Source organism: Brevundimonas sp. GW821-FHT12E07, from assembly GCF_058807035.1.
Map to the genome: position 1 here is coordinate 40187 of NZ_JBXAQH010000004.1, position 25779 is coordinate 65965.

The window sequence follows — 25779 nt, forward strand, 5'->3', positions numbered from 1 at the left end:
AAAACACGACACTACTTCCGAAGCAACCTCAGGTGTGGTCGTCTGTGATTTACCAGAATCACGAGCAGGAGCGCCTGTGGAAGACCCTCCGGCCCCGCCGTCCGACCCGAACGCCCCATCGTCGCCGACCAACGCCTCTCCGATCCGCGCCCGGGCCCGGATGGCGACGCGCATTCGCGGAACCGACTGGGCGGAGACCCCGATGGGGCCCATGGCCGGCTGGGACCCGGTTCTGATCAGCGCCCTCAACCTGATGCTGGACGCGGGCTTCCCGATGTTCCTGACCTGGGGACCTGATCTGCGGCTGTTCTATAACGACGCCTACGAGCCCGTCCTGGCCGGCAAGGTCGTCGAGCTCGGACAGCCCATGCAGGAGGTCTTTCCGGAGGCCTGGGACGAGGTGGGACCGCTTTTCGACAAGGCGATGGCGGGGCGTCCCACCTTCCTTGAGGACTATCATGTGCCCCTGGTCCGGGATGGGGCCTTGGGATCGACCTGGTGGTCCTTCTCCTATTCGCCCATTCAGAATCGGAACGGCGAGATCGGGGGCGTGCTCGGCATCGTCTACGACACCACCCGTCGTCATCTGTCCGCGGAGTCCCTGCGGGCGAGCGAGGCGGCCTTGCGAACCGTCGCGGACACCGCGTCCGGTCTGCTCTGGAGATGTTGTCCCGAGGGGCGGATCACCTGGGTCAACCAGCGTCTGAAAGACTATCTGGGCGGTGCGAACCTGGGCGAGGCCCATTGGAACGACAGGGTTCATCCCGACGACATTGCCGAGGCGCAAAAGGCCCATGCCGCCTGTGCGACGGACGGGCGTTCCTTCGAGGTTCAGCAACGGCTTCTGGGTGGCGATGGCCGCTACCGCTGGTTCGCCATACGCGGCCAGCAGGTCGTCGATCCGCAAGGCGTGGTGATCGAATGGTGTGGATCCGCCGCCGATATCGAGGACTGGCGCGCCGCCGCCGAGGGGCTCGACCAGCGCGACCAGCTGCTCCGGGACTTTCACGGCGCCGAAGCGACCATGCTCTGGGTCGCCGATGTCGCTACCCGTCAACTGGAGCCCACCAATCCGGAGGTCCGCGCGGCCTGGAGGCTGCCGGTCGAAGGCCCGATCCGTTGGCAGGACTGGACGGACACGGTTCACCCCGACGACCGGGCCGCCTTCGTTGCGGCCCTGGATCAGGCGGCGGCGGGTCAGTCCACACAGATCCGGTTCCGGCGCTTGTCGGCGGTCGGCTCGGCAAGGACCTGTCAGCTGACTGCCTTCCCCGTCGGCGGTAAGCGGGAGCAGATCGGCGGCCTGGTGGTCGAACTGGGCGGGGAGGACGATCCCCGCGTCTATCTCGTGAGTGATCCGGAGAATGCCGGCCGGGTCTTGTCCGACGCGCTCAAGGCGCGGGGGTTCAGGGTGCGGGTGTTCAGCGGCTTCAGGGATTTCGAGCGTCTCTGCGGGGATCTCCGTCCGGGCGCGGTGGTCATGAGCGTCGGCGCGGAGGCCGGTCCCGCCCTGAAGACAGCCGCGGCGCTGAAGGGCGCGCCCAACCTCGCATGGATGGCGATCGGGGATTTCGAAGCCCGATTGAACGATGTGGTGGGTCTGATGAAGCTGGGCGCCCTGAATGTGCTGTCGCAGCCCACGACGGAAGACATCGTTCTGGCCTGCCAGGCCGCCTTCGATCTCAAACAGCCCGAGGCGTCGACGCAGGGATCCAACCTCAAGGTCCGTCTTGCCCAGCTTTCCGCGCGGGAACGCGAGGTCCTAAAGGGGCTGATCGCCGGCGGCACCAACAAGACCATCGCCCAGGATCTTTCCCTAAGCCCACGCACGGTCGAGACCCACCGCGCCCACCTGATGAGCCGGCTGGAAGTGTCGACTTTGGCCGAACTTGTGCGGGTGGCGACCGAGGCCGGCTTTGAGGCCTAGTTTGAGGAGCGCTCACTGCGGAAGCAGCGCTGAGACCTGACCGCAGAAGCCGGCTCGCCGTCGTCCCCGGGCGAACCCGGAAACGACGGCGGCAAGGCGGTAGCGGCTTCGCCGTTACTGGGCCGAGCGGACCTCGACCGGCAGGCCGAGGGCGTCCAGTTGGGGCTTCACGACCGAGGCGTCGCCGACCACGACCCAGACGAACTGGTCGGGGTGGATGACCTGGCGGGCCGAGGCGTCCAGCTGGGCCGCGGTCAGGGCGCGGGTGCGGCTGGACAGGGTGGTCTGATAGTCGTCCGGACGGCCGTACAGGGCGTTGGAGCGCAGGGCGCCCAGGATCTGGGCCGAGGTCTCATAGCTGCCGGCCAGCTGACGGGTGTTGCCGTTGATGGTCCGCTCAAGCTCCTGCGGCGTGACGCCGTCGGTTTCGAGGAAGCGGTCGTACTGGGCGATCAGGGCCGCGACCGATTCGCCCGTGCGGTTCGACTGAACCGGGGCGTTGACGATGTAGGGCACGCGGTGCTCGAGCTGGTTGACCGTGCCGCGGACGCCGTAGGACCAGCCCTTGGTCTCGCGCAGGTCCGAGTTGATCCGCGACAGGAAGTCCGAGCCCAGGGTGACGTTGGCGGCGTTGAGGGCCAGCAGATCGTCGGTGCCCGACAGCGGCAGGACCGCGCCGCCGTAGATCAGCGATTGCGGCGACTGCGGACGGTCGATCAGGACGATGCGGTTGGACGGCGTCGGGACGGTGTTCGAGAAGGTCTTAACCCCCTTGGCGATCGCCGGGGCGCGCCAGTCGCCGAAGGCGGCCTCCAGCTGCGGCGTGACCTGGGCCAGAGGCAGGTCGGACACCACGAAGATGGTCGCATTGTCCGGACGGATCCAGGCGTCATGGGTGGCGACCAGATCGTCACGGCTGAGCGCGGTGATGGTCTTGTCATCGCCCGTGCCGGTGAAGGAGCGGCCATAGGGACTGTCGGCGCCGTAGAGGATCGGCGGCAGGGCGCGGGCGGCGATGGCGCCCGGGTTGGTGCGCTCGCTGGCGAGGGCGGACAGGCGCTGGGCCCGGACGCGCTCGATCTCCGCAGGCGCGAAGGCCGGGTTGCGGACGACATCGGCCAGCAGGGTCAGGGACGGCGTCAGATTTGCGGTCACGGTCGACAGTTCGGCCGCGGTCCGGTCCATGGAGGCGCCGACGTTGATGGCCGCGCCCAGCCGTTCCTTCTCCTCGGCCAGCTGGTTGGCGTCACGGGTGGTGGTGCCCTCGTCCAGCAGGTCCAGCATCATGGCCTGGGCGCCCAGGTGGTCGGCGGCGTCGGCAGCGTAGCCGGCGTCGAACTCCACCGCGACCTTGGTCGCCGGCACGGTGTCGACGTGGGCGTAGACCACCTTGACGCCGTTCGAGAGGGTGGCGCGCTCAACGGCGGGGAAGACCAGATCCGGCACCTGGCCGATGGCCGGCATCGGGTCGCGGGCCACGCGCTGGATCTCGGCGGCCGGGATCGGATCGGGCTTGGTCAGGGCGGCCTCGGCATAGGGCTCGCGCTCGCCGGGGGCGATGGTCATGTCGAACACCGGACGGGTCAGCCAGTGCTGCATGACGGCCGTCACCTGGGCCGGGGTGACCGAGGCGTACTCGGCCAGCTCCTTCTTGTAGTGGTCCGGATCGCCCGAATAGAGCTGACCCTCGGCCAGGACGTTGGCCTTGCCGTTGACCTGTTCCAGGCTCTGCACGACGCGCGACACATATTGGGTGGCGACACGGGCGACTTCTTCGTCGGTCGGGCCCTTGGCGATGTAGTCGGCGACGATGGCGTCGAGCTGACGACCCACGGCGGCGGCGTCCTGACCCGGCTTCACATCGACCGAGATCTCGAAGATGCCGATGCGGTGGAAGTCCTGCAGGCCGGCCGAGACCGACACCGCCGTCTGTTCGCCGCGGACCAGCTGGTTGTCGAGGCGCGAGGAGGCGAGGCCGCCGAGGACCTGGGCTGCCACGGCCAGGGGCACCGCATCGTCGCTGGTCAGGCCGGGCACGGCCCAGCTGCGGGTCAGGCGGGTGTTTGCGACGCGGTCATGCATGGTGGCCACGATCGGCGCGGCCAGGGTCGGCACGGGCGCCTCGGCCGGGGTGTTGACCGGGCCGCGCGGGATGGCGCCGAAATAGCGCTGCGTCAGGGTGCGGGCCTTGGCCTCGTCGATGTCGCCCGACAGGACGACGATGGCGTTGTTCGGGCCGTAGTTGTCGCGGAACCAGTTGCGCACGGTCTCAAGGCTGGCGGCGTCCAGATCGGCCATCGAGCCGATGGTCGAGTGGCGATAGGGGTGGCCTTCGGGGAAGAGGGCTTCCAGCTGGGCGTATTCGAACAGGCCATAGGGCTGGTTGTCGCCCTGACGCTTCTCGTTCTGGACGACGCCGCGCTGCAGATCGAGGGTGTCCTGACCCAGGGCGCCGAGCAGATAGCCCATGCGGTCGCTCTCCAGGAACAGCGCCTGTTCCAGCGCCGGCGTGGGGACGGTCTCGAAATAGTTGGTGCGGTCGAACCAGGTCGTGCCGTTCAGGTTCGACGGGCCGAGGTTGCGCATCCGGCCCAGGTAGGAGCCGGGGGCATTCTCCGAACCGCCGAACATCAGGTGTTCGAACAGGTGGGCGAAGCCCGTCGAACCGGCGGGCTCATCCTTGGAGCCGACATTGTACCAGACGGACACGGCGACGACGGGCGCCTTGTGATCTTCATGCACGATCACCGTCAGGCCGTTGTCCAGGGTGAAGCGCTTCCACGGGATATTGACCTCGGACACCAGCGCCGACACGGGCGCGGCCTGCAGCTCCGGGGCCTGGGCGGCGGTCGCCAATGCGGCGGCGGCAGGGGCTATGGACGTCTGGGCCAGGGCGGGCGCGGCGGGCGCGATCACGGCCAGAAGGGCGGCGAGGGAGACGGAGCGAAGACGCATATGCAGACAGTCCTTTTCCTGAGGCGGTGGACATTACCCCGAACGGCCTCCGGCGCAATCGCTACGCTGGCCCGATGGTGATCGGCCGCATCCTGCACCGCTTCTGCACGGCTCTTCCTTGGCATCTCCGGATCCGCGCCACCGGCGGCTGACGGACGGGGCTCAGTATGGGGTCTCCTCACACGGAGAGCCCTCGATGACGTCCATCCGCGCCACACTGGCCACGAAGGCGGCGATCGCCGTAGCCCTCGTCATCCTGGCGGACCAGCTGTTCTTCGCCCACCGGCCCGGGGCGACGGTCGGGGTCTTCGGCCTGATCGGGATCGCCGGCGTCTGGCTGGCGCGGCCCGGGCTGCTGCGGGAGCCGAGGGCTGCGGTCGCCCTGGGGCTGGCGGCCCTGCTGGCCGTCACGATGATCGACCGGCCCAGCCTGCTGCTCTGGCTGCTCTACGCCCTGGCCGTCACGATCGCGGCGCTGTCGGCGCGGGTCGCACACGGCGAGCCCGGCTGGCGCTGGGGCCAGAGGTTGCTTGTCCATATGGTGGTTGCGGCCTTCGGGCCGTTGATCGATCTGATCCGCAGGCTGGCGATGCGGCGTCGGCGCGGCGGGGGGCGGACGGGTTCGATCCTCAAGGTCGCCGCCTTGATCGCCGTGCCCGTGTTGGGCGGTCTGGTCTTTCTCGGCCTGTTCGCGGCGGCCAACCCGCTGATCTCCGACGCCCTGGCCCGGCTGAGGCTGCCGGCTCTTTCGGTCGAGACGGTGCTGCGGACAATCTTCTGCGGCCTGGTGGCGGTGGCGGCCTGGGCGGCGCTGCGACCGCGCTGGCGGCGTCGGCTGCTGCGGTTGCCGACGCTGGGCGAGCGCGCCTTGCCCGGCGTCAGCACGGCTTCGGTGACCCTGTCCCTGATCGTCTTCAACCTGGTGTTCGCCCTGCAGAACGGGCTCGACATCGCCTTCCTGTGGAGCGGGGCGCCGCTGCCGGACGGCGTGACCCTGGCGGAATACGCCCATCGCGGCGCCTATCCGCTGATCCTCACGGCCCTGCTGGCCGGCGCCTTCGTCCTGATCACCCTGAGGCCGGGGTCGGAAACGGCGAACCGGCCGCTGGTGCGGGCTCTGGTCATGGTCTGGGTCGCGCAGAACATGCTGCTGGTGGCCTCCAGCCTGCTGCGCACCGTCGATTATGTGGAGGTCTTCTCCCTGACCCGGCTTCGGCTGGCAGCGATGATCTGGATGGCGCTGGTCGGCGTCGGCCTGCTGCTGATCTGCTGGCGACTGCTGAGGAACCGGAGCGCGCACTGGCTGATCAATGCCAATCTGCTGACGACCCTGACCGTGCTGGCGGCGATCGGGGTGATCAATCTGGGGCCCCCGGTCGCGGCCTGGAATGTGCGGCATGCGGCCGAGGTGGATGGCAAGGGGGCCTACCTGGACCTCTGCTATATGCGCAAGCTTGGGCCGGCGGGGCTGGTGTCCCTGGCCGAGCTGGAGCAGGCGACGCAGGAGCCGCTGTTCAAGGCCCGGATCGCCTCGGTGCGCTGGAACGCCCAGCAGACGGTCATGGAACGCCAGTCGCATTGGCGCGGCTGGACCTGGCGCGATGCGAGGCGTCTGGCGAAAGCCCAGTCGCTGGTCGGATGGGAGAAGCCGGACCTCGGTTCGCTGCCGAGGGATTGCGACGGAGAACCCGTCCCGCCGCCTCCGCCTCCGGTCGTCCTCACGCCGCCGCAGGTCGCCTATCGGGGACCTCCGCTGATCACCACGACGCCCCCGCAGACCGCCCCTTCGGCCTCGGCCCCGTTGACCTCGAACGCGGGACACTGAACATGGGGATCATGCAGCGCACCGTCCTGGTGGTCGACGACGACCCCCACATCCGCGATCTTCTGGTCTTCGCCCTGCAGAAGGCGGGTCTGGCCACGCGCCAGGCCGCCGACGGCGAGGCCGCCCTGGTCGATCTTCAGGCGCACCGGTCGGATCTGGTCATCCTGGACATCAACATGCCGCGCATGGACGGGATCGAGACCTGCCGCCGCATCCGGGCCGAGGGCGATCTGCCGGTGCTGTTCCTGTCCTCGCGCGACGAGGAGATCGACCGCATCCTTGGCATCGAACTGGGCGCCGACGACTATGTGACCAAGCCTTTCAGCCCGCGCGAGGTGGTGGCCCGGGTCGCGGCCATCCTGCGCCGGGTCTCGCGGACGCCGCCGCCGCTGCCGACGAACGCCGTGGCCCACGGGCGGCTGACGTTGGACGGGGAGGGCTGGCGCGCGGCCTGGAACGGGACCGAGGTCTCGCTGACGGTCACCGAGTTCGCCATCCTGAGGGTGCTGGCCGAGGCGCCGCGCATGGTCTTCAGCCGCGACGCCATCATCGACCGGGTGCACGGACCGGGCTTCGCCATGACCGACCGGACCATCGACAGCCACGTCCGCAACCTGCGCGCCAAGTTCGAGGCGGTCGGGGGCGGCGATGTGATCGAGACGCGGGCGGGCATCGGCTATCAGATCGGGCCGTGCGCGGGCGGAGCGGCGTGATCCAGACGGCCTACCAGCGGGGGCGTCAATGGATCCGGGCGCATTGGCCGGCCCTGAGGCTGCGGACCATCCTGCTGTCGGTCCTGATGTTCGCGGCCATCCTGCCGGGGCTCGTGGGTGTTTTCCTTCGGGTCTACGAGAACACGCTTGTCCGCCAGACGGAGTCGGAGCTGATCGCCCAGACGGCGGCGCTGTCGGCGACGGCGGAGGCCCTGTGGCCCGGCGCCGTCCTGATCGCGGCGACGCCCGAGGCGCGGCGCGAGCCGGGGTACTACCAGCCCGAGGGAGCGACCATCGACCTGGGCTCGACCCCGGTTCTGCCCGCCCGGCCCGAGGCGCGGCCGGCGCCGCCGCCCGATCCGCAAGCTGTCGCCCTGAACGCCCGGCTCAAGCCTATCGCCGAGGAGACGGCGCGCACGACCCTGGCCTCGATCATCCTGCTGGACGGGCGAGGCGTGGTCGTCGACGGCTATGCGAAGGGCGGAAGCTGGGCCGATCTGCCCGAGGTGCGGTCCGCTCTGGCGGGGCGGCCGTATACGGTGCTGCGCCGCAACGCCGACTATCACCCGCGCTATTCGATGGAATGGCTGAGCCGGGCCTCGGGCCTGCGCATCCATCACGCCCGCCCCGTCGTCGTGAACGGGCAGGTGAGGGGGGTGATCCTGACCTCACGCTCGCCGCGCGCCCTGTTCAAGGGCGTCTATCAGGACCGGATCAAGATCGCCCTGGGCATCCTCGGCACCCTCAGCGTCATCGCGGTGCTGGCGGTGCTGGTGGCGCGCGGCATCGCCCGACCGATCGAGAAGCTCAGCGAGGCGGCGCGCGAGGTCACCACCGGCGGCGGGACCCTGCCGCCCGCGCCCGCGACCTCGGCGGTGGAGATCCGGACGCTGTATGAGGACTTCAGCCTGATGGCCGAGGCGGTGGACCGACGCTCCCGCTACCTGCGCGACTTCGCCGCCGCCGTCAGTCACGAGTTCAAGACGCCGCTGGCGGGGATCCAGGGCGCGGTCGAGCTGCTTCAGGACCATGGGGAGACCATGGAGACGGGCCAGCGCAAACGCTTCCTCGACAATATCGCCGCCGATGCCCGCCGTCTGGCCGGGCTGGTCACGCGGCTCATGGATCTGGCGCGGGCCGATATGGCGCGGCCGGACGCCAATCTGGCGGTCGATGTGGTCCCGGCGGTGTCCAAGGCCGTCGACGCCCGGGCCGGGGATCTGGAGATCGCGGTCGACCTCAAGGATCCGCCCCCGGTCGCCGTGCCGCCTGCGACGCTGGAGATGGTGGTCTCGACCCTGCTGGAAAACAGCCGTCAGGCGGGAGCGACGCGGGTCGCCATCACCGCCCGCAGCGAGGAGCGCAGCCTGATCCTGACCGTCACCGATGACGGGCCGGGCGTGCCGCCGGGCGACGCCGACCGGGTGTTCGAACCCTTCTTTACCTCCAAACGCAGCGAGGGCGGGGCAGGGCTGGGCCTGTCCATCGCCGTCTCCCTGCTGGCCGCCAGCCGGGCCTCGATCCGGCTGACGCCCTCGACCACAGGCGCGACCTTCGAAGTTTCACTGCCGATCGCGGGCCGTTAGGCCCGCGGGAGGTTTTGGCGAAAGGCGGGGGCGGACTATAAGCCGCCGATGACTTCCCAGCCCGCCCCGTTTCAGGTCGCCGCCCTCTATCGTTTCGCCCGGATCGCGGATCGTGAGGCCGTGCGCGATCGGCTGGAGGCGGTCTGTGCGGCCAACGGCGTGCGCGGCACCCTGCTGGTGGCGCATGAGGGGCTGAACGGCACCATCGCGGGGCCTGAGGCGGGCGTCGCCGCGGTCATCGCCGCCATCCACGCCCTGCCGGGCTTCGACCGGCTGGAGCTGAAGTATTCGACGGCGACCGAGGCGCCTTTCCACCGGCTGAAGGTGCGGATCAAGGCCGAGATCGTGACCATGGGCGAGCCGGACATCGATCCCCTGACCGACGCCGGGACCTATGTGTCGGCCCGGGACTGGAACGCCCTGATCGCCGATCCGGCGACCATCGTGATCGACACCCGCAACGACTATGAGGTCGCCGTCGGCGCCTTCGAGGGGGCGATCCAGCCCAATACCCGCAGCTTCCGCGACTTCCCCGACTGGGTCCGGGGCGAGGGCAGGGCGCTGTTCGAGGGACCGCAACCGCCGAAGGTCGCTATGTACTGCACCGGCGGCATTCGCTGCGAGAAGGCGACGGCCTTCCTCAAGACCGAGGGGATCGAAGACGTCCACCATCTGGAGGGCGGCATCCTGCGCTATCTGGAGGACATCCCCGAGGCCGAGAGCCTGTGGCGCGGCGAATGCTTCGTCTTCGACGAGCGGGTCGCGGTCGGGCACGGGCTGGAGCAGGGGACCCACAGCCTGTGCCGGGGCTGCCGGATGCCGGTCAGCCCGGAGGGGCGGCTGTCGCCCCTGTATGTCGAGGGGGTGTCCTGCGAAGCCTGTCATGAGGACCGCACCGAAGAGCAACGCCGCGCCTATGCCGAGCGGCACCGGCAGGTGGAGATCGCCGCCGGCCAGGGCGTGGCCCATATCGGCGCCGACGCCGCCGTCAATAAGCGGAGCCTTTGAGGGAGAACGACGTTAACCTCGCCGAACCGAGGACCGTCATGACCCAACGCGCCGCCAAGACCGCTACCGCTCTCGTCGCCGTCGCCGCCCTGATGGCGGCCTGTTCGCGCGAGGCCGCCGCGCCTCCGGCCCAGCCGCAAGCCCCGGCACCGACGCCTGTCCAGACGCCTCCCGCCCCGCCGATCGGATACGCCTGCGAGAGCGGCAAGACGGTGGTGGTCCAGTACCCGGACACCTCGACGGCCCAGATCGGCTACAACGGCCAGACCTACACCCTGCGCACGGTCCAGGCGGCCAGCGGCGCCCGCTATGCCGGCTCGGGCGTCGAATGGTGGACCGCCACGCGCGACGGTCAGGAGACCGCGACCCTCAGCCGCCTCGGCCCCAATCAGGATGTGGGCGTCGCCATTCTGGAGCGGTGCAGCCGTCCGGCCTCGGGTGTCGACACCCCGGTCGGCCCGACGCAACCGGCGATCCCGGCCCCCGGCGGGGTCCTGCCAGCGGCCCTGCCGTGCAAGTCGAACCAGCTGAAGCTTTCGGCCGACGGCGGCGACGCCGGCATGGGCCATCGGCTGGCGACGCTGGGCGTCCAGAACATCGGGACCGCGGCCTGCAGCCTGACCGGCTATCCGACCGTGACCCTTCTCGACGGGCGGGGCCGCGGTCTGACGGCGATCAAAATCGATCAGCATCCGGGCAGCTATCTGAGCGGCGGCATGGCCCCGCGGCCGGTCAATCTGGCGCCCCAGGCCAAGGGGTATTTCGACATCGCCTGGACAGTGGTGCCCAATGAGGGCGCGGGCGAGCGGGTCTGCCCCAGCGCCGCCGCCGTGCGTTTCGTCGCGCCGGGCGACAGCAACTTCATCACCTTCGCCCAGGCCTTCACCCCGTGCGGCGGCCGCATCGACGTCAGCCCCATCCGGCCGACGCAGGAGGACATGGCGCCCGCGGGTGCGGCGACGACCTGAGGGGCGCCCGCTGGTCAACGTGGCGAAATCGGCGTAACCGGCGGGCCTCTTCCCAGCCGTACTCCGGGGACCCATGCCCACTGACTTTCACGCCCGTATCGCCGCCGAACTGGCCGACATCGACGCCCAGGGGCTGACCAAGCCCGAGCGGGTCATCGCCTCCCGACAGGGGCCGGTCATCGAGGTCGGCGGGCGTCAGGTGCTCAACTTTTGCGCCAACAACTATCTGGGCCTGGCAGGCGACCAGCGCATCGTCGATGCGGCCAAGGCCGCCGCCGACAAGCGCGGCGCAGGCACGGCCTCGGTGCGCTTCATCTGCGGCACCCAGGACATCCACAAGGAGCTGGAGAGCGCCATCGCGGGCTATCTCGGCTTCGAGGACGCCATCCTGCTCGCCGCCGCCTTCGACGCCAACGGCGGCCTGTTCGAGCCCCTGTTCGGGGAAGAGGACGCCATCGTCTCCGACAGCCTGAACCACGCCTCGATCATCGACGGGGTGCGGCTGTGCAAGGCCAAACGCTACCGCTTCGCCAACTCCGACATGGACGAGCTGGAGAGCCGGCTGAAGGAGGCCCGCGAGGCCGGCGCCCGCAACATCGTCATCGCCACCGACGGCGCCTTCTCGATGGACGGCTATATCGCCAAGCTGGATGAGATCCGGGTTTTGGCCGACAAATACGACGCCCTGATCATGGTCGATGACTGCCATGCGACCGGCTTCCTCGGCCCGCAGGGCAGGGGCTCCTTCGCCCATCACGGGGTGAAAATCGACTTCCTGTCCGGCACCTTCGGCAAGGCCCTGGGCGGCGCCATGGGCGGCTTCATCTGCGCCAGCGCGCCGGTGGTCCAGCTGCTCAAGCAGCGCGCCCGGCCCTACCTCTTCTCCAACGCCCTGGCCCCGGCCGTCTGCGGCGCCTCGATGGAGGCCATCCGGATCGCTCAAGGCACCGAGGGCGACGCTCTGCGCACCCGGCTGAGCGCCAACGCCCACCGCTATCGCATGGCCATGACCGACGCCGGCTTCGACCTTCTGCCCGGCGAGCATCCGATCATCCCGGTCATGCTCGGGGATGCGAAGCTGGCCCAGACCCTGGCCGCGCGGATGCTGGAGCTGGGCGTCTATGTCATCGGCTTCAGCTTCCCGGTGGTGCCGCGCGGCGCGGCCCGGATCCGGACGCAGATGTCGGCGGCGCATACGTTCGAACACATCGACCGGACGGTCGAGGCCTTCAAACAGGCCGGTAAAGAGTTGGGAGTGATCTGATGACTGACACCATGAAAGCGCTTGCCAAGATGAAGCCCGAGATCGGCCTGGAGCTGATCGACGCCCCCATCCCCGAAGCCGGGCCCGAGGACGTGCTGATCCGCGTCCACCGCACCGCCGTCTGCGGCACCGACATCCACATCTGGAACTGGGACGAGTGGTCCCAGAAGAACGTCCCGACCCCAATGATCACGGGCCACGAGTTCTCCGGCGAGATCGTCGCCATCGGCAAGGACGTGAACCGGCCGCTGAAGATCGGCCAGCGCGTCTCTGCCGAAGGCCATGTCATCGACCTGAACTCGGAGGCCGCCCGCGCGGGCCACTTCCACCTCGACCCCCATACCCGCGGCATCGGCGTGAACCGTCAGGGCGCCTTCGCCGAGTTCGTGGTCGCCCCGGCCTTCAACGTGATCGAGCTGCCGGATGACGTCTCGGACGAGATCGCCTCGATGCTCGATCCGTTCGGCAACGCCGTGCACACGGCGCAGCAGTTCGACCTGCTGGGCGAGGACGTGCTGGTCACCGGCGCAGGCCCGATCGGCATCATGGCCGCCGCCGTCGCGCGCCACGCGGGCGCCCGCACCGTGGTCCTGACCGACATCAACGACTACCGCCTCGACCTCGGGAACAAGGTCGCCCCGGGCGTGCGCACCGTGAACACCTCGCGCGAGGACCTGCGTGACGTGATGAAGGAACTGGGCCTGAAGGTCGGCTTCGACGTGGCGCTGGAAATGTCCGGCTCGCCCATCGCCTTCAAGCAATGCGTCGACACCCTGATCATGGGCGGCGGCATGGCCATGCTGGGTATTCCGTCCAAGCCGATGGAAACCGACTGGGGCACGATCATCCTCAAGGCACTGACCATCAAGGGCGTCTACGGCCGAGAGATGTTCACGACCTGGCGCAAGATGCTGGGCCTGCTGAAGGCCGGTCTGGATCTGGAGCCCCTGATCACCCACCGCATGGGCTATTCGCACTACCGCGACGGCTTCGAGGCGATGAAGTCGGGCCAGTCGGGCAAGGTTGTACTGAACTGGCAGGACGCGGCGTGATTTCAGGCGGCGTCAATGCTGTCTGACACGGCCCGCTATGCGATGCGGGCGATGATGACGCTCGCCGAACGCCATCCGACGCCCGCCGCCATCGGGGAGGTGGCCGAGGCCATTTCCGCGCCCCGGAAGTATCTGGAGGCGGTGATGCTGCGGTTGAAGCGCGAGGGGCTGCTGGTCAGCTCGCGCGGGCGTCTGGGCGGCTATGCCCTGGCGCGGCCGGCGACGGAGATCTCGGTCGCCGACATCATCCGTGTCATGGACGGGCCGCTGGCCCTGACGCCCTGCGCTTCTCGCACCCGGTTCGAGGCCTGCGAGAACTGCGTGGACGTTCAGGCCTGCGGCATCCGCTTCGTCCTGCTGGAAGGCCGCGACGCCCTGGCCGAGGTCCTGGAACGGCGCACGCTCCAGGACCTCGTAAGGTCAGATACGGGTGGGCCTGACCTCAGTATTTCGCCCGCAGCGTAAGGCCGAAGGTCCGGGGATCGCCGGGCGTGCCGAGCACGAGGCCCGAGTTGCCGGCCTGAACCGTCAGAAGCTGCAGATAGTCTTCATCCAGCGCGTTCCGGACCCAGACGAAGGCCTCCCAGCCGTTGTTCGCGCGGAAGCCGGCCCGCAGGTTGAGCACCGTATAGCCGTCGATCTCCGTGTATTTCGAGACCGAGGCGTCGGCGTTGTAGGTCGAGCGGTAGTTGGCGTCGGCGCCGAAATAGGCCTCGCCCGCATAGCCCAGACCCGTCACGTCGCGGTGCAGTTCGCCGCCGACCGACGCGGCCCAGGGCGAGACGCCGGGCAGGTCCTTGCCTGACAGGTCGCAGGCCACGGTGGTCGATCCGATCAGCTCCAGCGGGCAGGGGCCGTTGGCGAAGTCGGCGTATTTCGCATCTGTCCAGGCCAGGTTGGCGTAGGCGTCCAGCCAAGGCGTCGGCCGGGCGAAGGCATCCAGTTCGATCCCCTGGATCTCGACCTTCTTCGCATTGGCCAGATAGCCGCGCAGGGCGCCCGGGCCGGTGTCGACGACATTGGCCTGGTAGTCCTCGACGTCGGTGCGATAGGCCGCGAGGTTGGCCGTCAGCCGCTTGTCGAACAGCTGGGTCTTGAGGCCCAGCTCCCAGGTCGTGACCACCTCCGGCTTGACCGTGGCGTTGGTCAGGGACGGAGCGCCCGACGGCAGGTTCGGAATGCCCGCCATATTGATGCCGCCCGACTTGTAGCCCCGCGCCCAGGAGCCGTAGGCCAGGACGTTGTCGCTGATGTCATAGGACAGGGCCACCTGACCCGACAGGTCGCCGTCCGAGATGCTGGCCGAATAGGCCTGGGGCCGGGCCACGCCGAGGCGGCGGTTCAGCAGGGCCGTATTCGTCGTCGCCAGCCCGCCCGTGGTGGTCGAGACATAGGCCCCGTCCTTCTCCTCGTGGGTGTAGCGCAGGCCCGGCGTCAGGTGCAGGCGATCGGTGATGTTCCAGGTCAGCTGGGCGAAGGCGGCCAGCGAGTCCGTCTCGATCCGGCTGTCGTTGAAGACGGTGTAGCCGGCCAGCAGGGAGTCGAGGGCGTGCGGGTCCGTCGCCGTGGCGGCGTTGTAGGCGGTGTCGTGGGCGGTCAGCCAATAGGTGGCGTCATTGCCGTATTCGGTGATGCCGTGGGTCTCCACCGCCTGATGGAAGGCGTAGAGGCCGGCGGTCCAGTCGATGCGGTTCTTGCCGTTGGAGGACAGGCGCAGTTCCTGGCTCCATTGGTCCTGGTCCGACGGATTGGCCGACTGACGGGTGATGTCGAGCGCGGTGTAGTCGCGGTCATTGGCCGGACGCCAGTCCCAGGCCCGCCAGGCCGAGACCGAGGTCAGGGTGGCGAAACCGAGGTCATAGTCGACGATGGCCGAGAAGCCGCGCTGGATCTGGTCGGCCTGGATCTTCCCGTCGACGTCGGCGGTGCGGTCAAAGGGGTTGGTGCTTGCGGGAACATAGCCGCGGCCGGCGGCGAGGGCGGCGAACTGGACGTCGGCGGCCTTCAGGGTCTGGCCGACGCGAACGTAGAGCTGGGTGCAGCAGTCGGGCGTCTGGTCGGAATAGTCGCCATAGAGGCGGACCTGCAGCTTCTCGGTCGGCTGGTACAGCAACTGGCCGTGCAGGCTGATCGACTTCTGGGCGTTCTGGGCGTGGCCGACGGTGGCGTTGTCGAGCGTGCCGTCGCGGGTGGTCGAGACGAACGAGAGGCGCGCGGCCAGGGTGTCGGCGATCAGCGGACCCGACACCGTCGCCTTGGCCTGGACGAAGTTGTAGTCGCCGATCGACAGCTCCCCTTGCGCCTCGGGCGTAAAGCTGGGCGCGCGGGTGGTGATGTTCAGGGCGCCGGCGGTGGTGTTCTTGCCGAACAGCGTCCCCTGCGGTCCGCGCAGGATTTCGATCCGGTCGATGTCGACGAAGTCCAGCGTCGCCGTCGCGGGGCGGCTGTAATAAACCTGATCGATATAGATGCCGACGCCTTGCTCCAGGCCGTCGTTGGCCAGGCCGTAGCTGGCGCCCAGACCCCGGATGGTGATGGCGGTGTTGCGGGCGTTGGGGGTGAGCAGCTGGACCGAGGGAGCCAGCTGGGTGACCTGGGCGACGTTGTAGGCGCCGGTGCGGTTGAGCAGTTCCTCGTTGATCACCGTCAGGGCGATCGGCACGTCCTGGGCCCGCTCGTCGCGCCGCCGGGCCGTGACGACGATGTCGCCGACGCTGGCATAGGACGGATCCACGACGGGGCGGGTCTGGGTCGCAGTCGCCGCTCCGCCTTCTTCGCCTCCGGCCGGAAGGGCGGTCTGGGCAAACGTGGGCCCGGCGACGCAGGTCGCCAGCGCCGCCAGGGAAATCAGGTCGCGGGTTCGGCGGCGGGCGGTTTGGGGCAAGGTCGCGGGCACGGGTCATCCTCCTGGCTGTGCCCGAGAACCGTGACCGTTAATCCCTATCTCACAAAAGGGGATTTTCTAACGCGAGTTGGCAGCATTCCTCCCAGCAGAACGCCGTCAGGCGACCGCGGCCTTGCGTCCGCCAGTGGCGCCGAAGACGATAATCGCGAACAGGATCATGCCGATGACCACCAGGGTCGGGCCGGCGATCAGGCCGATCTGGGCGACGGGCAGGGCCGATTTGATCTGCAGCACTTCGATCAGCAGGGCAGGCATGAAGATCAGAAAGCCGATGACCGCGAACCCGAAATGGACCTTGGGCAGCCAGCCCTCCGCCGCCTCCGGATTGGCCCGATAGAACAGGCCGTAGAGGAACATCGACACCCAACCGAGCAGGTTGATGTGGGCATGCACGGGCGAGGCGGTGAAGTTCTGGGTCGCGCCCATATAGTAGCCGAGGCTGACCCCGATCACGATGAAGACGACGGCGAGACGCAGAAAGGCGTTGGACAGGCGCATGACGATTTCCCCCTCAGGAATGGTGGATCGTCGTTACCCGCGTAACGTTGTGCTCTCAACTCAGCTTTTCGTCATGCTTGGGTCAAAACCTTGACCAGAGCCTTTTCAAAGCCGGCGGTCGTCGCGCCGGGCAGAACCTTGCGGATTTCGCCGTCGGCGTAGAGCTCCAGCACCGCCGGGTGGATATAGGAGGCCCGGCAGACGGTCGGGGTGTTGCCGAGCAGGCCCGACACCGCCTTCACGCAGGTGTTGATCCGGCGTTTGGCGTCCGTCGGCGAGGTAGGCGGATCCATCTCGCGGAGGGCCCGCGCCGCCGAGACTGTCCCGGCCCAGGTGCGGAAGTCCTTGGCCGAGAAGCCGTCGCCCATGGCCTCGCGGATATAGGCGTTCACATCGTCCGAGGTGATGGGGCACAGATCGTCGTCCGCATTGCGGTACTTGAACAGGTGCTGGCCCGGCAGCTCACGCAGGGCGCGGACAACGGTGGCGAGCCGCCGGTCGCGGACGCTGACCTTATGGTCAACCCCGCTCTTGCCCCGAAACTCGAAGGTCAGGGCGGCGCCGCCGACCTCCAGATGCCGCTTCATCAGAGTGGTCAGGCCGTAGGAGCGGTTCTGCTTCGCATACTGGGCGTTGCCGACGCGGATCAGGGTGATCTCCAGCAGCCGCACGGCGGTGGCCAGCACCTTGTCCCGGGTGGCCCCGCGTTTGCCGAGGTCGGCGTCGACCTGTTTGCGTAGCTTCGGCAGGGCGCGGGCGAAGGCGGGCAGGCGGTCGAATTTGGTCTCCGATCGGGCCGTGCTCCAGTCGGGGTGATAGCGGTACTGCTTGCGGCCCCGGGCGTCGCGGCCGGTCGCCTGGATATGGCCGGTGGCGCGCGGGCAGATCCAGACGTCGGTCCAGGCCGGCGGGATAGCCAGGTGTCTGATGCGGTCGATCACCGCCGGGTCGCGGATCAGGACGCCTTTGGCGTCATGATAGGAAAAGCCGGTTCCGCTGCGGCTGCGGTGCAGCCCGGGGTTCTCATCGCTGCAATAGGTGAGGCCGGTCGGGACCTCGTGAACGGGGATGAAACCTGTGGAACCGTCGGGCATGTGCGGCGAACGTTCCGCGCCGTGCGCCGGTTCCTGTGTCGGCTGGCGTCCAGAAGCGGGGATGGTCGCGCTTGACCTGAAGGGCCCGGCGGGGGACGACCCGGCATGAACTATCGTCACAGCTTTCACGCCGGAAACTTCGCCGACCTGGTCAAGCACGCCCTCGTCCTCTGGCTGCTGAAGGCGCGGCAGGCGAAGGCGCAGACGGTCACCGTCCTCGACACCCATGCGGGCGCCGGCCTTTACGACTTGTCCGGCGACGCGGTTCGTTCGCGCGAGGCCGAGGCGGGCGTGGCGCGGCTGATGCAGGCGGAAGGTTTGCCGCCCCTGATCGCCGCCCTGGCGGCGGAGGTGAGGGCGGTCAATCCGGCCATGGAGGGGGGCGGCGGCGTCCGCTTCTATCCGGGCTCGCCCCTGCTGATCGCGCGCCATCTTCGGCCCGGCGACCGCTATGGCGGCTTCGACCTGAATCCTGACGTCGCCGATCTGCTGGTCGAGGCCCTGCGCGGCCATCCCAATGCCTCGGGCCGATCCGGCGACGGCTATGAGGCCGTGCTGGCCGAAGCGAAGGCCGGACCCGCCGACCTGATCCTGATCGACCCGCCGTTCGAGCGGCCCGACGACTATCTGCGCGCCGCCGACACCACCCTGGCGATCCTCAGGGCGCGGCGCGAGGCGACGGTCGCGATCTGGACCCCGCTCAAGGATCTGGAGACCTTCGACGGCTTCCTGCGCCGGCTGGGAAGCGGCCATCCGACGGTAGTCGCCGAGGCGCGGCTGCGGCCCCTCGCCAATCCGATGAAGATGAACGGCTGCACGATGGTGGTGGTCAACCCGCCCGCCGGAACCGACGAGGCCGCCGCTGAAATCTGCGGTTGGGTGGCCGGGACGCTCGGGGATGAGGGTCGGAAGTCCGAAGTCTGGCGGCTCTGACGCTACGAACTGTGCATGATTTTGCATCCGCGACAGAAATTCCACCGCCGACCTGTCTGATGGGCTTGCCAAAGCGGACATGGGTGTCCACTTAGCCGCTCATGGCCCGAGCCCCTCGAAAAGATGCGGTCGAAAGACGCGACGCCCTGCTGGCCGCCGCCGCCGAGGCCTTCGCCGATCAGGGCTATAACGTCCCGCTCGATGTCATCGCCGAGAAGGCGGGCGTCGGCCGGGCGACCCTGTATCGCAACTTCGCCGACCGCACGGCCCTGGCCCTGGCCGTCTTCGAAGACCAGTTGGAAGACCTCGCCCGCCGGACGCGCGAGCGCGGCGACGATCCCGAGGGCTTCTTCTGGTTCGTGGACCAACTGGCTGAGGTTCTGGGCAAGAACGCGGGCCTCGACGCCGCCCTGCGCGAGGCCCAGTCCTCGGGCGCGCTCAAGCCGATCCGCACCAAGCTGGTCGAGGCCGGGGAGGGGGCGCTGGAACGGGCCCGCGCCGCCGGCCTGGTCCGCCCCGACCTGGGTCCCAGCGACATCCGCGCCATCGCCATGATCCTCGGCGCAGGCGCCAGCCGCCCGACGCCGGAAGAGCGTGATATGTTCGCCCGGCGCATTCGCGCGTTGCTGCTCGACGGACTTCGGATTCGGTAATGAGCACCCGCCCGCACGACCTGCCCTGGGAAGAGTACGAAAAGACTCTTCAACCGCACGAGAAGCCGACCCTGATCGGCTCGCCGGCGACGCCCGATCACCACTGGCGGCTGCGTCTGGCCTATGGTGCCGTCGGCCTGCTGGTCGCCATCACGGGCAACCTCGGCAATGCGGTGGTCACGGCCAACATTCAGAGCCTCGCGGGCCATCTTGGGGTGACGACGACCGAGGCGGCCTGGCTGCCGGTCGTCTTCATCATGACCAACGCCTGCATGAACCTGATCCTCGTCAAGTTCCGCCAGCAATACGGGCTTCAGCCGTTCACGAGGATCATTTTAGGAATCTTCGTTCCGGTTTCGATTGCTAACGTCTTCGTCTCCAGTTTCGAGAGCGAACTGGTCACCCGGGCGGTCGCGGGCATCTGCGGCGCCGGGATGTCGACGCTCGGCTTCCTCTACATCATCCAGGCCTTCCCGGCGGCGCACCGGCTCAAGGGGCTGATCGTCGGTATCGGCCTGTCCAGCTTCGCCGTGCCGATCGCCCGGATCGTCTCGACCCATCTGCTGGATATCGGCGACTGGCAGGGGCTGAACCTGTCGCAACTGGGTCTGGCCCTGCTGTCGCTGGCCGGGGTGTTCGCCCTGCGTTTGCCGCCGTCGCAACGCATCGACGCCTATCAGCCGCTCGACTTCCTGACCTTCGCCCTGTTCGCCCCGGGGATCGCCCTGCTGAGCGCGGTGCTGGGGCTGGGGCGCTATGTCTGGTGGACCGAGGCCAGCTGGATCGGCTGGGCCCTGATCGGCTCGATCGTGCTTCTGGCCACGGCCATGATCATCGAATTCTACCGCAAGCGGCCGCTGATCGACCTGCGCTTCCTCGGCGGCGCCGACCTGATCCGGCTGATCCTCGCGATCCTGCTGCTGCGCGTGGTCCTGTCCGAACAGACCTCGGGCTCGGTCGGCTTCCTGCAGCAGATGGGTCTGGGCCTGGAGCAGATGAGGAGCCTGTTCTGGGTCGTCCTGATCGCCATGATGGCGGGGACGGCGACCAGCGCCCTGACCCTGAACATGGCCAAGCTCTACAAGCCTATCGCCATCGCCCTGGCCCTGATCGCCGTCGGCGCTTTCATCGACAGCCACGCGACCAGCCTGACGCGGCCGGTCAATCTCTACTTCAGCCAGGCCTTGCTGGCCTTCGCCTCGGCCCTGTTCATCGGCCCGGCCCTGATGATCGGCATCACCCAGGTGTTGACGAAGGCGCCGCAGAATCTGGTCAGCTTCATCGTGACCTTCTCGGTGATCCAGAACGTCGGCAGCCTGGCCGGGACCGCCCTGGTCGGCTCCATCGAGACGATCCGCGAGAAATTCCATTCCAGCCAGATCGCCGAGAGCGTCAATATGGGCGACCCGGCCACCATCCTGCGGCTGCAGCAGCTGGGCGGCGCCTATGCCCGGGTCCAGAACGACCAGATCCTGCGCTCCGGCGAAGGGGTCAGCCTGCTGACCCAGCAGATCACCACCCAGGCCCATGTGCTGGCCTACAATGACGTCTTCCTGCTGATCGCCATCGCGGCCGCCGCCGGCTGTCTGTGGACGACGTTCGTGCACTTCCGTCCCCGTATTCAGGCGCGCCGCGCCGCCGCCCGCGAGGCCGCCGAAGCGGCCGCCTCCGCCCACTGAGATCGCCCCCGAGACCCGCCATGACCGACACGACCGCCCCTTCCGCTCCCCCCGCCCCGACCCCTCAGGCGCCCCCCGCCGCGATCCCTGCAAAGCGCGCCCTGTTCGGCGTGATCCTGGGCATCGTCGCCCTCGTGGGGATCAGTCTGGTGCTCTACGCCTGGAAGCTGCCGCCCTTCTCGGGGGCGATCCAGCACACCGACAACGCCTTCGTGCGCGGTCAGGTGACGATCATCAGCCCGCAGGTCTCGGGCTATGTCACCTCGGTCCGTGTGCAGGACTATCAGGTGGTCAAGCAGGGGGAGCTTCTGGCCACGGTCGACGACCGCATCTATCGCCAGCAGCTGGATCAGGCGACGGCCAACCTGCACGCCGCAGAGGCGGCGTTGGCCAACTCCTCCAACACCCAGGCCTCGGCGCAAGGGACAGTGGCCCAGCGGAACGCCTCCATCGCCTCGGCCCAGGCGGCGCTGGTTCAGGCCCAGGCCAATGCGAACCGCGCCCGCAAGCTGTTCGAGGGCGGATGGGTCGCCCAGGCCCAGATCGACACAACCCAGGCCTCGCTGCGCGCCGCCCAGGCCGCCGTCGCCGAGGCCAACGCCCTGCAAGGCGTGGCCCAGACCGGCGTCTCTTCCGCCGTGGTCTCCAGAGGCTCGCTGGAGGCCGCCGTCGAGGCCGCCCGCGCCCAGGTGCGGCTGGCCCAGATCAACCTGGACAACACCCGCATCGTCGCGCCGGCCGACGGCCGTCTGGGCGAGGTCTCGGTCCGGCTCGGCCAGTCGGTGGTCGCCGGCAGCACCCAGCTGACCTCGCTGGTGCCCAACCTCATCTGGGTCAACGCCAACATGAAAGAGACCCAGCTCAAGAACATCCGCATCGGCCAGCCGGTCGAGATGACGGTCGACTCGCTCGGCGGGGCGAAGCTGCGCGGCCATGTGGAGCGCATCTCTCCGGCGACGGGATCGGAGTTCAGCGTGATCAAGCCCGACAACGCCACCGGCAACTACACCAAGGTCGCCCAGCGGGTGCCGGTGCGGATCGCCATCGACCCCAATCAGGAGGTCACAACGCGATTGGCCCCCGGCATGTCGGTGGTGGCGCGGATCGACACCTCGGGCGTCTAGCGTTTCCGGGGCGCGACGGGCTCTTCGTCCGGTTCGTTGTCGGGGTCGGTCGGGTCGGTCTGGGGGCTGAGAATCTCGTCGGCCGCGTCGTTGGGCGCGGCGGTCGGCGGCGGTGTGACCGGCTTCGGCGCATCCCGCTTCGTCTTCGGCTTGACCCAGCCCAGGTTTTCCATCGCCGCCTCGCCCTCCTGGCCGAACACGCTGCGCAGGCGGATGTCGGTCTGGGGGAAGGGGATCTCGATCCCGGCCGCGTCGAGGGCGTCGGCGATCAGCCAGGTATAGGCCGCATGCATCCCGGCCGGCCGCTTCACGGCCGCCCGCGTCGGCCAGACCACCAGTTCGAACGACAGGCCGTTCTCGCCGAAGCCGACCAGCCAGACCTGGCTCTTGCGCGCCTCGGTCTCGACAAGAGTGAAGGGACTGGCGCGGGCGGCCTCCAGCACGGCGTCGCGGACCTTCCCGCGGTCGGCGCCATAGGCGACCTTGAAGGGGATGTGGATGCGCCGCGTGTCCCCCTTCAGCGTCCAGTTGGTCACCGGGTCCTGGATGAAGGTCGAGTTGGGGACGATGATGTTGACGTTGTCGTTGGTGCGCAGCCGGGTGGCCCGGGGGCCGATCTCCATGATGGCGCCGCGCACCCCGCTCTCCAGCTCGACATAGTCCCCGACAGAGACCATCCGGTCGAAGATGAGGAACAGGCCCGAGACGAACTCCTTCACGACGCCTTGAAGGCCCAGACCGATGCCGATGCCGATGGCCCCGGCGAAGACCGCGATGGATGACAGGTTGAGTCCCGCCGTGGTCAGGCCCGAGATCACCCCCAGGATGACCAACCCATAGGTCGTCAGCTTCTCCAGCAGGTACAGGGCCGCCGTCGACTTCTGCGGCGAACGTTCGCGCAACCCCTTCAGGCCCCGGCCGACGATCTTCGACAGGATGATCGAGGCGGCGATGATCAGGGCGCCGGTCACGATCCCGCCCAGGGTCAGGGTCGAGCCGCTGAACACCAGCAGCTTGATGTCATTGAGCTTCGCCAGATCGTTCAGCGTCATGGTCCGTCAGCGTCCGGAAAGCAGGGCGGTTCCTGCGGCATGGTCGATCCCGCCCGCCGGATTTCAATGGGGCGAACCCCTGAGCCGCGCGGAACGCCGAAGCTTCCCACGGGTTGAGCGCCCGAGACTTCAAGGGGTTGAGACCGCGTGACACTGCAGCAGGGGCTGGCGTTCGGACTGATCGCCCTGACCATCGGAGCCTTTGTCTGGGGGCGGTTTCGGTATGATCTGGTGGCGGTGGTCGCCCTGGTCGCGGGGCTGGCCGTCGGGATCATCCCGGCCGATGCGGCCTTCGACGGGTTCAAGAACGACGTCACCGTCATCATCGCCTGCGCCCTGATCGTCTCGGCGGCCTTCGCCCGGTCGGGGATCATCGAACTGGCCATGCGGCGGGTGCTGCCGCATCTGAAGACCGAGCGCAGTCAGGTCCCGGTTCTGACCGGGGCGGTGACCCTGTTATCGATGGCGACCAAGAATGTCGGGGCCCTGGCCATCATGATGCCGGTCGCGTTGCAGGTGGCCAGGAAGACCGGTTCGGCGCCGTCGCGGCTGCTCATGCCCATGGCCTTCGGCGCGATGGCGGGGGGGATGGTCACCCTGGTCGGGACCGCGCCCAACATCATCGTCGCCGAGGTGCGCCACGAGATCCTCGGCAAACCCTTCGCCATGTTCGACTATGCGCCCGTCGGTCTGGGGCTGACGGCCATCGCACTCGCCTTCCTCGCCTTCGGCTATCGGCTGCTGCCGAAGAACCGTCAGGGGGCGGCGACCCTGAACGCGGCCCTGGCCGCCAACGCCTACGCCACCGAGGTGCGCGCGCCCGAGGACTGGGCGCCGGGGTCGATGTCGATCAAGGCGCTCAGCGATTGCGGCGAGGGCGATGTGCGGATCATGGCCCTGATCCGCGACGGCAAGCGCCGACCCCGCCCGCGCGGCAACACCGTCATCCATCCCGGCGACGTGCTTCTGGTCGAGGGCGAGCAGCAGGCGCTGGAGGAGTTCCTCGGTCGCTCGAAGCTGAGCCTGATCCGGGATGACCGCCCAATCCTGATGGAAAGCGCGAGCGAGGACATCGCCGTGGTCGAGGCCGTCATCGGCCGCAACTCTCCGCTGCAGGGCCAGTCGGTGCGCCAGTCGGACCTTTATGGCCAGCACGGCATCAATCTGCTGGGCGTGTCGCGCAGTGGCTATGAGCTGACCCAGCATCTGAGGACGGCCAGGCTCCAGCCCGGCGACATCGTCCTGCTGCAAGGCGCCGAGCAGAGCCTGCCGACGGCCCTGAAGGCGCTGGACCTGCTGCCCCTGGCCGAGCGAGAGGTGCGGCTTGGTAGTGTGCGCAAACGCTTCCTGCCGGCGGTGACGCTGGCCATAGCCATGACCCTGGTCGGCTTCGGCGTCGTGCCGGTGGCCATCGCCTTCTTCGGGGCGGCGGTGGTGATCGTGGCGCTGGGCGGGCTGAAGATGCGCGAGGCCTATGCGGCGCTGGACGGGCCGCTGCTGGTCCTGATCGCGGCCCTGATCCCGGTCTCGGACGCCATCCAGAACACCGGCGGTTCGGACCTGATCGCCAGCCTGCTGCGGAACGTCTTCGGTGGGATGCCGGGGGTGATCGCGGTCGGCGGGGTCATGCTGGCCTCGATGGCCGTGACGCCCTTCCTGAACAACGCCGCCACCGTGCTGATCGTGGCGCCCATCGGCGCGACCCTGGCCAGGCAACTGGGCTTCAACCCCGATCCCTTCCTGATGGCGGTGGCGGTCGGGGCGGCGTGCGACTTCCTGACCCCCATCGGACACCAGTGCAATACGCTGGTCATGGGGCCGGGCGGGTACAAATTCTCGGACTATCCGAGGCTGGGCGCGCCGCTGAGCCTGCTGGTCCTGCTGGCCGGGCCGCCGCTGATCCTCTTGTTCTGGCCGCTCTAGATGAAGGTCGCGGTGACCACATAGTCGAAGGTGTACTGGCCGCTGGGCAGCCCACCCGAAATCCAGACATCCATGCCGAGGGTGAAGGTTCCCGTGCCGAGCAGGCCCAGAGGCTTGAGGTCGAAGGTCATGCTGGACCCTGACGGGGGCGCCGTGCCCGCGAACAGCAGATTGCCCAGCAGGCTGCTGATGTAGAAGTGGGTGATTTTCGCATTGGCGTTCGGCACGGCCTGAACCGTCACCCGCACCTGCCGCAGGGCGCAGAGGCCGTCCAGGTTCAGGAAGCCGCAGGAAATGGTGATCGTCGGGGGCGTCACCGAGGCGCTGGACAGGCGAATGGCCGAGCCCGAGGTGCGGGTGACCGCGCCGCTGGTGCTGATGGTGAAGGTCGAGGCGCCGCTGTCGCGCACGATCCGGCCGAGCGCCGGCGATCCCGTCGGGCTGTAGGCGACCTGGATCTGGGCATGGGCGGGCGCTGCGAGGGCGGTCAGAGCCCAGAGCACCACGGCGATGACGAGAAGGCGGACGGTCATGAACCCTGATTGACGTCGGAATGATCCGGACATCAGTGACACGTCATGGTTTCGGAAGTCTTTGCTACAACTTCCGACTTTAGTCTG

At 68.5% G+C, this 25779-nt stretch carries 20 protein-coding genes; 14 read left to right on the forward strand and 6 right to left on the reverse strand.

From position 1 onward, the window contains the following. The first annotated feature begins 76 nt into the window (after nucleotides 1–76). Complete coding sequence (locus AC1ROD_RS15175; protein WP_492949106.1) at nucleotides 77–1927, forward strand: PAS domain-containing protein; 1851 nt, start codon at nucleotides 77–79, stop codon at nucleotides 1925–1927. A gap of 114 nt (nucleotides 1928–2041) precedes the next feature. Here AC1ROD_RS15175 and AC1ROD_RS15180 read toward each other — a convergent pair whose 3' ends face one another. Continuing rightward, complete coding sequence (locus AC1ROD_RS15180) at nucleotides 2042–4882, reverse strand: M16 family metallopeptidase (RefSeq protein WP_492949107.1); 2841 nt, start codon at nucleotides 4880–4882, stop codon at nucleotides 2042–2044. A gap of 196 nt (nucleotides 4883–5078) precedes the next feature. Here AC1ROD_RS15180 and AC1ROD_RS15185 point away from each other — a divergent pair, with 196 nt between their 5' ends. From AC1ROD_RS15185 to AC1ROD_RS15220, 8 genes are all read left to right on the forward strand, one after another. Further along, nucleotides 5079–6707: a DUF4153 domain-containing protein gene (locus tag AC1ROD_RS15185; RefSeq protein WP_492949108.1), complete on the forward strand. Its 1629-nt coding sequence runs from the start codon at nucleotides 5079–5081 to the stop codon at nucleotides 6705–6707. An 11-nt stretch (nucleotides 6708–6718) separates the two neighbouring features. Continuing rightward, complete coding sequence (locus AC1ROD_RS15190) at nucleotides 6719–7420, forward strand: response regulator (protein ID WP_492949109.1); 702 nt, start codon at nucleotides 6719–6721, stop codon at nucleotides 7418–7420. Continuing rightward, nucleotides 7417–9006, forward strand: a complete 1590-nt coding sequence (locus tag AC1ROD_RS15195; RefSeq protein ID WP_492949110.1) for a sensor histidine kinase — start codon at nucleotides 7417–7419, stop codon at nucleotides 9004–9006. The genes AC1ROD_RS15190 and AC1ROD_RS15195 overlap by 4 nt, the downstream gene beginning before the upstream one ends. A gap of 48 nt (nucleotides 9007–9054) precedes the next feature. Continuing rightward, nucleotides 9055–10014 (forward strand): oxygen-dependent tRNA uridine(34) hydroxylase TrhO, encoded by a 960-nt coding sequence (trhO, locus tag AC1ROD_RS15200; protein ID WP_492949111.1) that lies wholly within the window; start codon nucleotides 9055–9057, stop codon nucleotides 10012–10014. Between the two features lie 38 nt (nucleotides 10015–10052). After that, complete coding sequence (locus tag AC1ROD_RS15205) at nucleotides 10053–10982, forward strand: DUF4232 domain-containing protein (RefSeq protein ID WP_492949112.1); 930 nt, start codon at nucleotides 10053–10055, stop codon at nucleotides 10980–10982. A gap of 73 nt (nucleotides 10983–11055) precedes the next feature. Further along, nucleotides 11056–12246 (forward strand): glycine C-acetyltransferase, encoded by a 1191-nt coding sequence (locus AC1ROD_RS15210; RefSeq protein ID WP_492949113.1) that lies wholly within the window; start codon nucleotides 11056–11058, stop codon nucleotides 12244–12246. Then, nucleotides 12246–13298 (forward strand): L-threonine 3-dehydrogenase, encoded by a 1053-nt coding sequence (gene tdh / locus AC1ROD_RS15215; RefSeq protein ID WP_492949114.1) that lies wholly within the window; start codon nucleotides 12246–12248, stop codon nucleotides 13296–13298. Before AC1ROD_RS15210 ends, tdh begins: the two co-directional genes overlap by 1 nt. Before the next feature lie 15 nt (nucleotides 13299–13313). After that, complete coding sequence (locus tag AC1ROD_RS15220; protein WP_492949115.1) at nucleotides 13314–13763, forward strand: RrF2 family transcriptional regulator; 450 nt, start codon at nucleotides 13314–13316, stop codon at nucleotides 13761–13763. Here the strand turns inward: AC1ROD_RS15220 and AC1ROD_RS15225 are convergent. The 3 genes from AC1ROD_RS15225 to AC1ROD_RS15235 form a co-directional block, all read right to left on the reverse strand. Continuing rightward, on the reverse strand, nucleotides 13741–16194 hold the full coding sequence (locus tag AC1ROD_RS15225; RefSeq protein WP_492949116.1) for a TonB-dependent receptor: 2454 nt from the start codon (nucleotides 16192–16194) through the stop codon (nucleotides 13741–13743). The two genes, AC1ROD_RS15220 and AC1ROD_RS15225, sit on opposite strands and share 23 nt — an antisense overlap. 105 nt (nucleotides 16195–16299) lie before the next feature. Next, complete coding sequence (locus tag AC1ROD_RS15230; protein WP_492949117.1) at nucleotides 16300–16701, reverse strand: hypothetical protein; 402 nt, start codon at nucleotides 16699–16701, stop codon at nucleotides 16300–16302. Between the two features lie 71 nt (nucleotides 16702–16772). Continuing rightward, nucleotides 16773–17795 carry a DNA topoisomerase IB gene (locus AC1ROD_RS15235; protein WP_492949118.1) on the reverse strand — a complete coding sequence of 341 codons (1023 nt, stop codon included), beginning with the start codon at nucleotides 17793–17795 and terminating at the stop codon, nucleotides 16773–16775. A gap of 105 nt (nucleotides 17796–17900) precedes the next feature. Here AC1ROD_RS15235 and rlmJ point away from each other — a divergent pair, with 105 nt between their 5' ends. The 4 genes from rlmJ to AC1ROD_RS15255 all read left to right on the forward strand — a co-directional run bounded on the left by rlmJ (nucleotide 17901) and on the right by AC1ROD_RS15255 (nucleotide 22184). Continuing rightward, a complete protein-coding gene (rlmJ, locus tag AC1ROD_RS15240; RefSeq protein ID WP_492949119.1) occupies nucleotides 17901–18728 on the forward strand; it encodes a 23S rRNA (adenine(2030)-N(6))-methyltransferase RlmJ in 828 nt (275 codons plus the stop codon). 101 nt (nucleotides 18729–18829) lie between these two features. After that, nucleotides 18830–19381, forward strand: coding sequence for a TetR/AcrR family transcriptional regulator (locus AC1ROD_RS15245; protein WP_492949120.1), 552 nt, complete (start codon nucleotides 18830–18832; stop codon nucleotides 19379–19381). Continuing rightward, nucleotides 19381–21060 carry an MFS transporter gene (locus tag AC1ROD_RS15250; RefSeq protein WP_492949121.1) on the forward strand — a complete coding sequence of 560 codons (1680 nt, stop codon included), beginning with the start codon at nucleotides 19381–19383 and terminating at the stop codon, nucleotides 21058–21060. Before AC1ROD_RS15245 ends, AC1ROD_RS15250 begins: the two co-directional genes overlap by 1 nt. A 20-nt stretch (nucleotides 21061–21080) precedes the next feature. Then, nucleotides 21081–22184 carry an HlyD family secretion protein gene (locus AC1ROD_RS15255; RefSeq protein WP_492949122.1) on the forward strand — a complete coding sequence of 368 codons (1104 nt, stop codon included), beginning with the start codon at nucleotides 21081–21083 and terminating at the stop codon, nucleotides 22182–22184. On the opposite strand, the gene AC1ROD_RS15260 is transcribed toward AC1ROD_RS15255, so the two are convergent. Then, nucleotides 22181–23236, reverse strand: coding sequence for a mechanosensitive ion channel family protein (locus AC1ROD_RS15260; protein ID WP_492949123.1), 1056 nt, complete (start codon nucleotides 23234–23236; stop codon nucleotides 22181–22183). The genes AC1ROD_RS15255 and AC1ROD_RS15260 overlap by 4 nt on opposite strands. 147 nt (nucleotides 23237–23383) lie before the next feature. Here AC1ROD_RS15260 and AC1ROD_RS15265 point away from each other — a divergent pair, with 147 nt between their 5' ends. Then, on the forward strand, nucleotides 23384–25159 hold the full coding sequence (locus AC1ROD_RS15265; RefSeq protein ID WP_492949124.1) for an SLC13 family permease: 1776 nt from the start codon (nucleotides 23384–23386) through the stop codon (nucleotides 25157–25159). Here the strand turns inward: AC1ROD_RS15265 and AC1ROD_RS15270 are convergent. Continuing rightward, nucleotides 25156–25692, reverse strand: a complete 537-nt coding sequence (locus AC1ROD_RS15270) for a hypothetical protein (protein ID WP_492949125.1) — start codon at nucleotides 25690–25692, stop codon at nucleotides 25156–25158. The two genes, AC1ROD_RS15265 and AC1ROD_RS15270, sit on opposite strands and share 4 nt — an antisense overlap. Nucleotides 25693–25779: the final 87 nt, after the last annotated feature.

What these genes read in the sequence shown, in the direction of transcription:
- AC1ROD_RS15180 (WP_492949107.1), bottom strand. Translation starts at nt 4,882, where the DNA reads ATGCGTCTTCGCTCCGTCTCCCTCGCCGCCCTTCTGGCCGTGATCGCG.
- AC1ROD_RS15185 (WP_492949108.1), top strand. Translation starts at nt 5,079, where the DNA reads ATGACGTCCATCCGCGCCACACTGGCCACGAAGGCGGCGATCGCCGTA.
- AC1ROD_RS15190 (WP_492949109.1), top strand. Translation starts at nt 6,719, where the DNA reads ATGCAGCGCACCGTCCTGGTGGTCGACGACGACCCCCACATCCGCGAT.
- trhO (WP_492949111.1), top strand. Translation starts at nt 9,055, where the DNA reads ATGACTTCCCAGCCCGCCCCGTTTCAGGTCGCCGCCCTCTATCGTTTC.
- AC1ROD_RS15205 (WP_492949112.1), top strand. Translation starts at nt 10,053, where the DNA reads ATGACCCAACGCGCCGCCAAGACCGCTACCGCTCTCGTCGCCGTCGCC.
- AC1ROD_RS15210 (WP_492949113.1), top strand. Translation starts at nt 11,056, where the DNA reads ATGCCCACTGACTTTCACGCCCGTATCGCCGCCGAACTGGCCGACATC.
- tdh (WP_492949114.1), top strand. Translation starts at nt 12,246, where the DNA reads ATGACTGACACCATGAAAGCGCTTGCCAAGATGAAGCCCGAGATCGGC.
- AC1ROD_RS15220 (WP_492949115.1), top strand. Translation starts at nt 13,314, where the DNA reads ATGCTGTCTGACACGGCCCGCTATGCGATGCGGGCGATGATGACGCTC.
- AC1ROD_RS15230 (WP_492949117.1), bottom strand. Translation starts at nt 16,701, where the DNA reads ATGCGCCTGTCCAACGCCTTTCTGCGTCTCGCCGTCGTCTTCATCGTG.
- AC1ROD_RS15235 (WP_492949118.1), bottom strand. Translation starts at nt 17,795, where the DNA reads ATGCCCGACGGTTCCACAGGTTTCATCCCCGTTCACGAGGTCCCGACC.
- rlmJ (WP_492949119.1), top strand. Translation starts at nt 17,901, where the DNA reads ATGAACTATCGTCACAGCTTTCACGCCGGAAACTTCGCCGACCTGGTC.
- AC1ROD_RS15245 (WP_492949120.1), top strand. Translation starts at nt 18,830, where the DNA reads ATGGCCCGAGCCCCTCGAAAAGATGCGGTCGAAAGACGCGACGCCCTG.
- AC1ROD_RS15250 (WP_492949121.1), top strand. Translation starts at nt 19,381, where the DNA reads ATGAGCACCCGCCCGCACGACCTGCCCTGGGAAGAGTACGAAAAGACT.
- AC1ROD_RS15255 (WP_492949122.1), top strand. Translation starts at nt 21,081, where the DNA reads ATGACCGACACGACCGCCCCTTCCGCTCCCCCCGCCCCGACCCCTCAG.
- AC1ROD_RS15260 (WP_492949123.1), bottom strand. Translation starts at nt 23,236, where the DNA reads ATGACGCTGAACGATCTGGCGAAGCTCAATGACATCAAGCTGCTGGTG.
- AC1ROD_RS15270 (WP_492949125.1), bottom strand. Translation starts at nt 25,692, where the DNA reads ATGACCGTCCGCCTTCTCGTCATCGCCGTGGTGCTCTGGGCTCTGACC.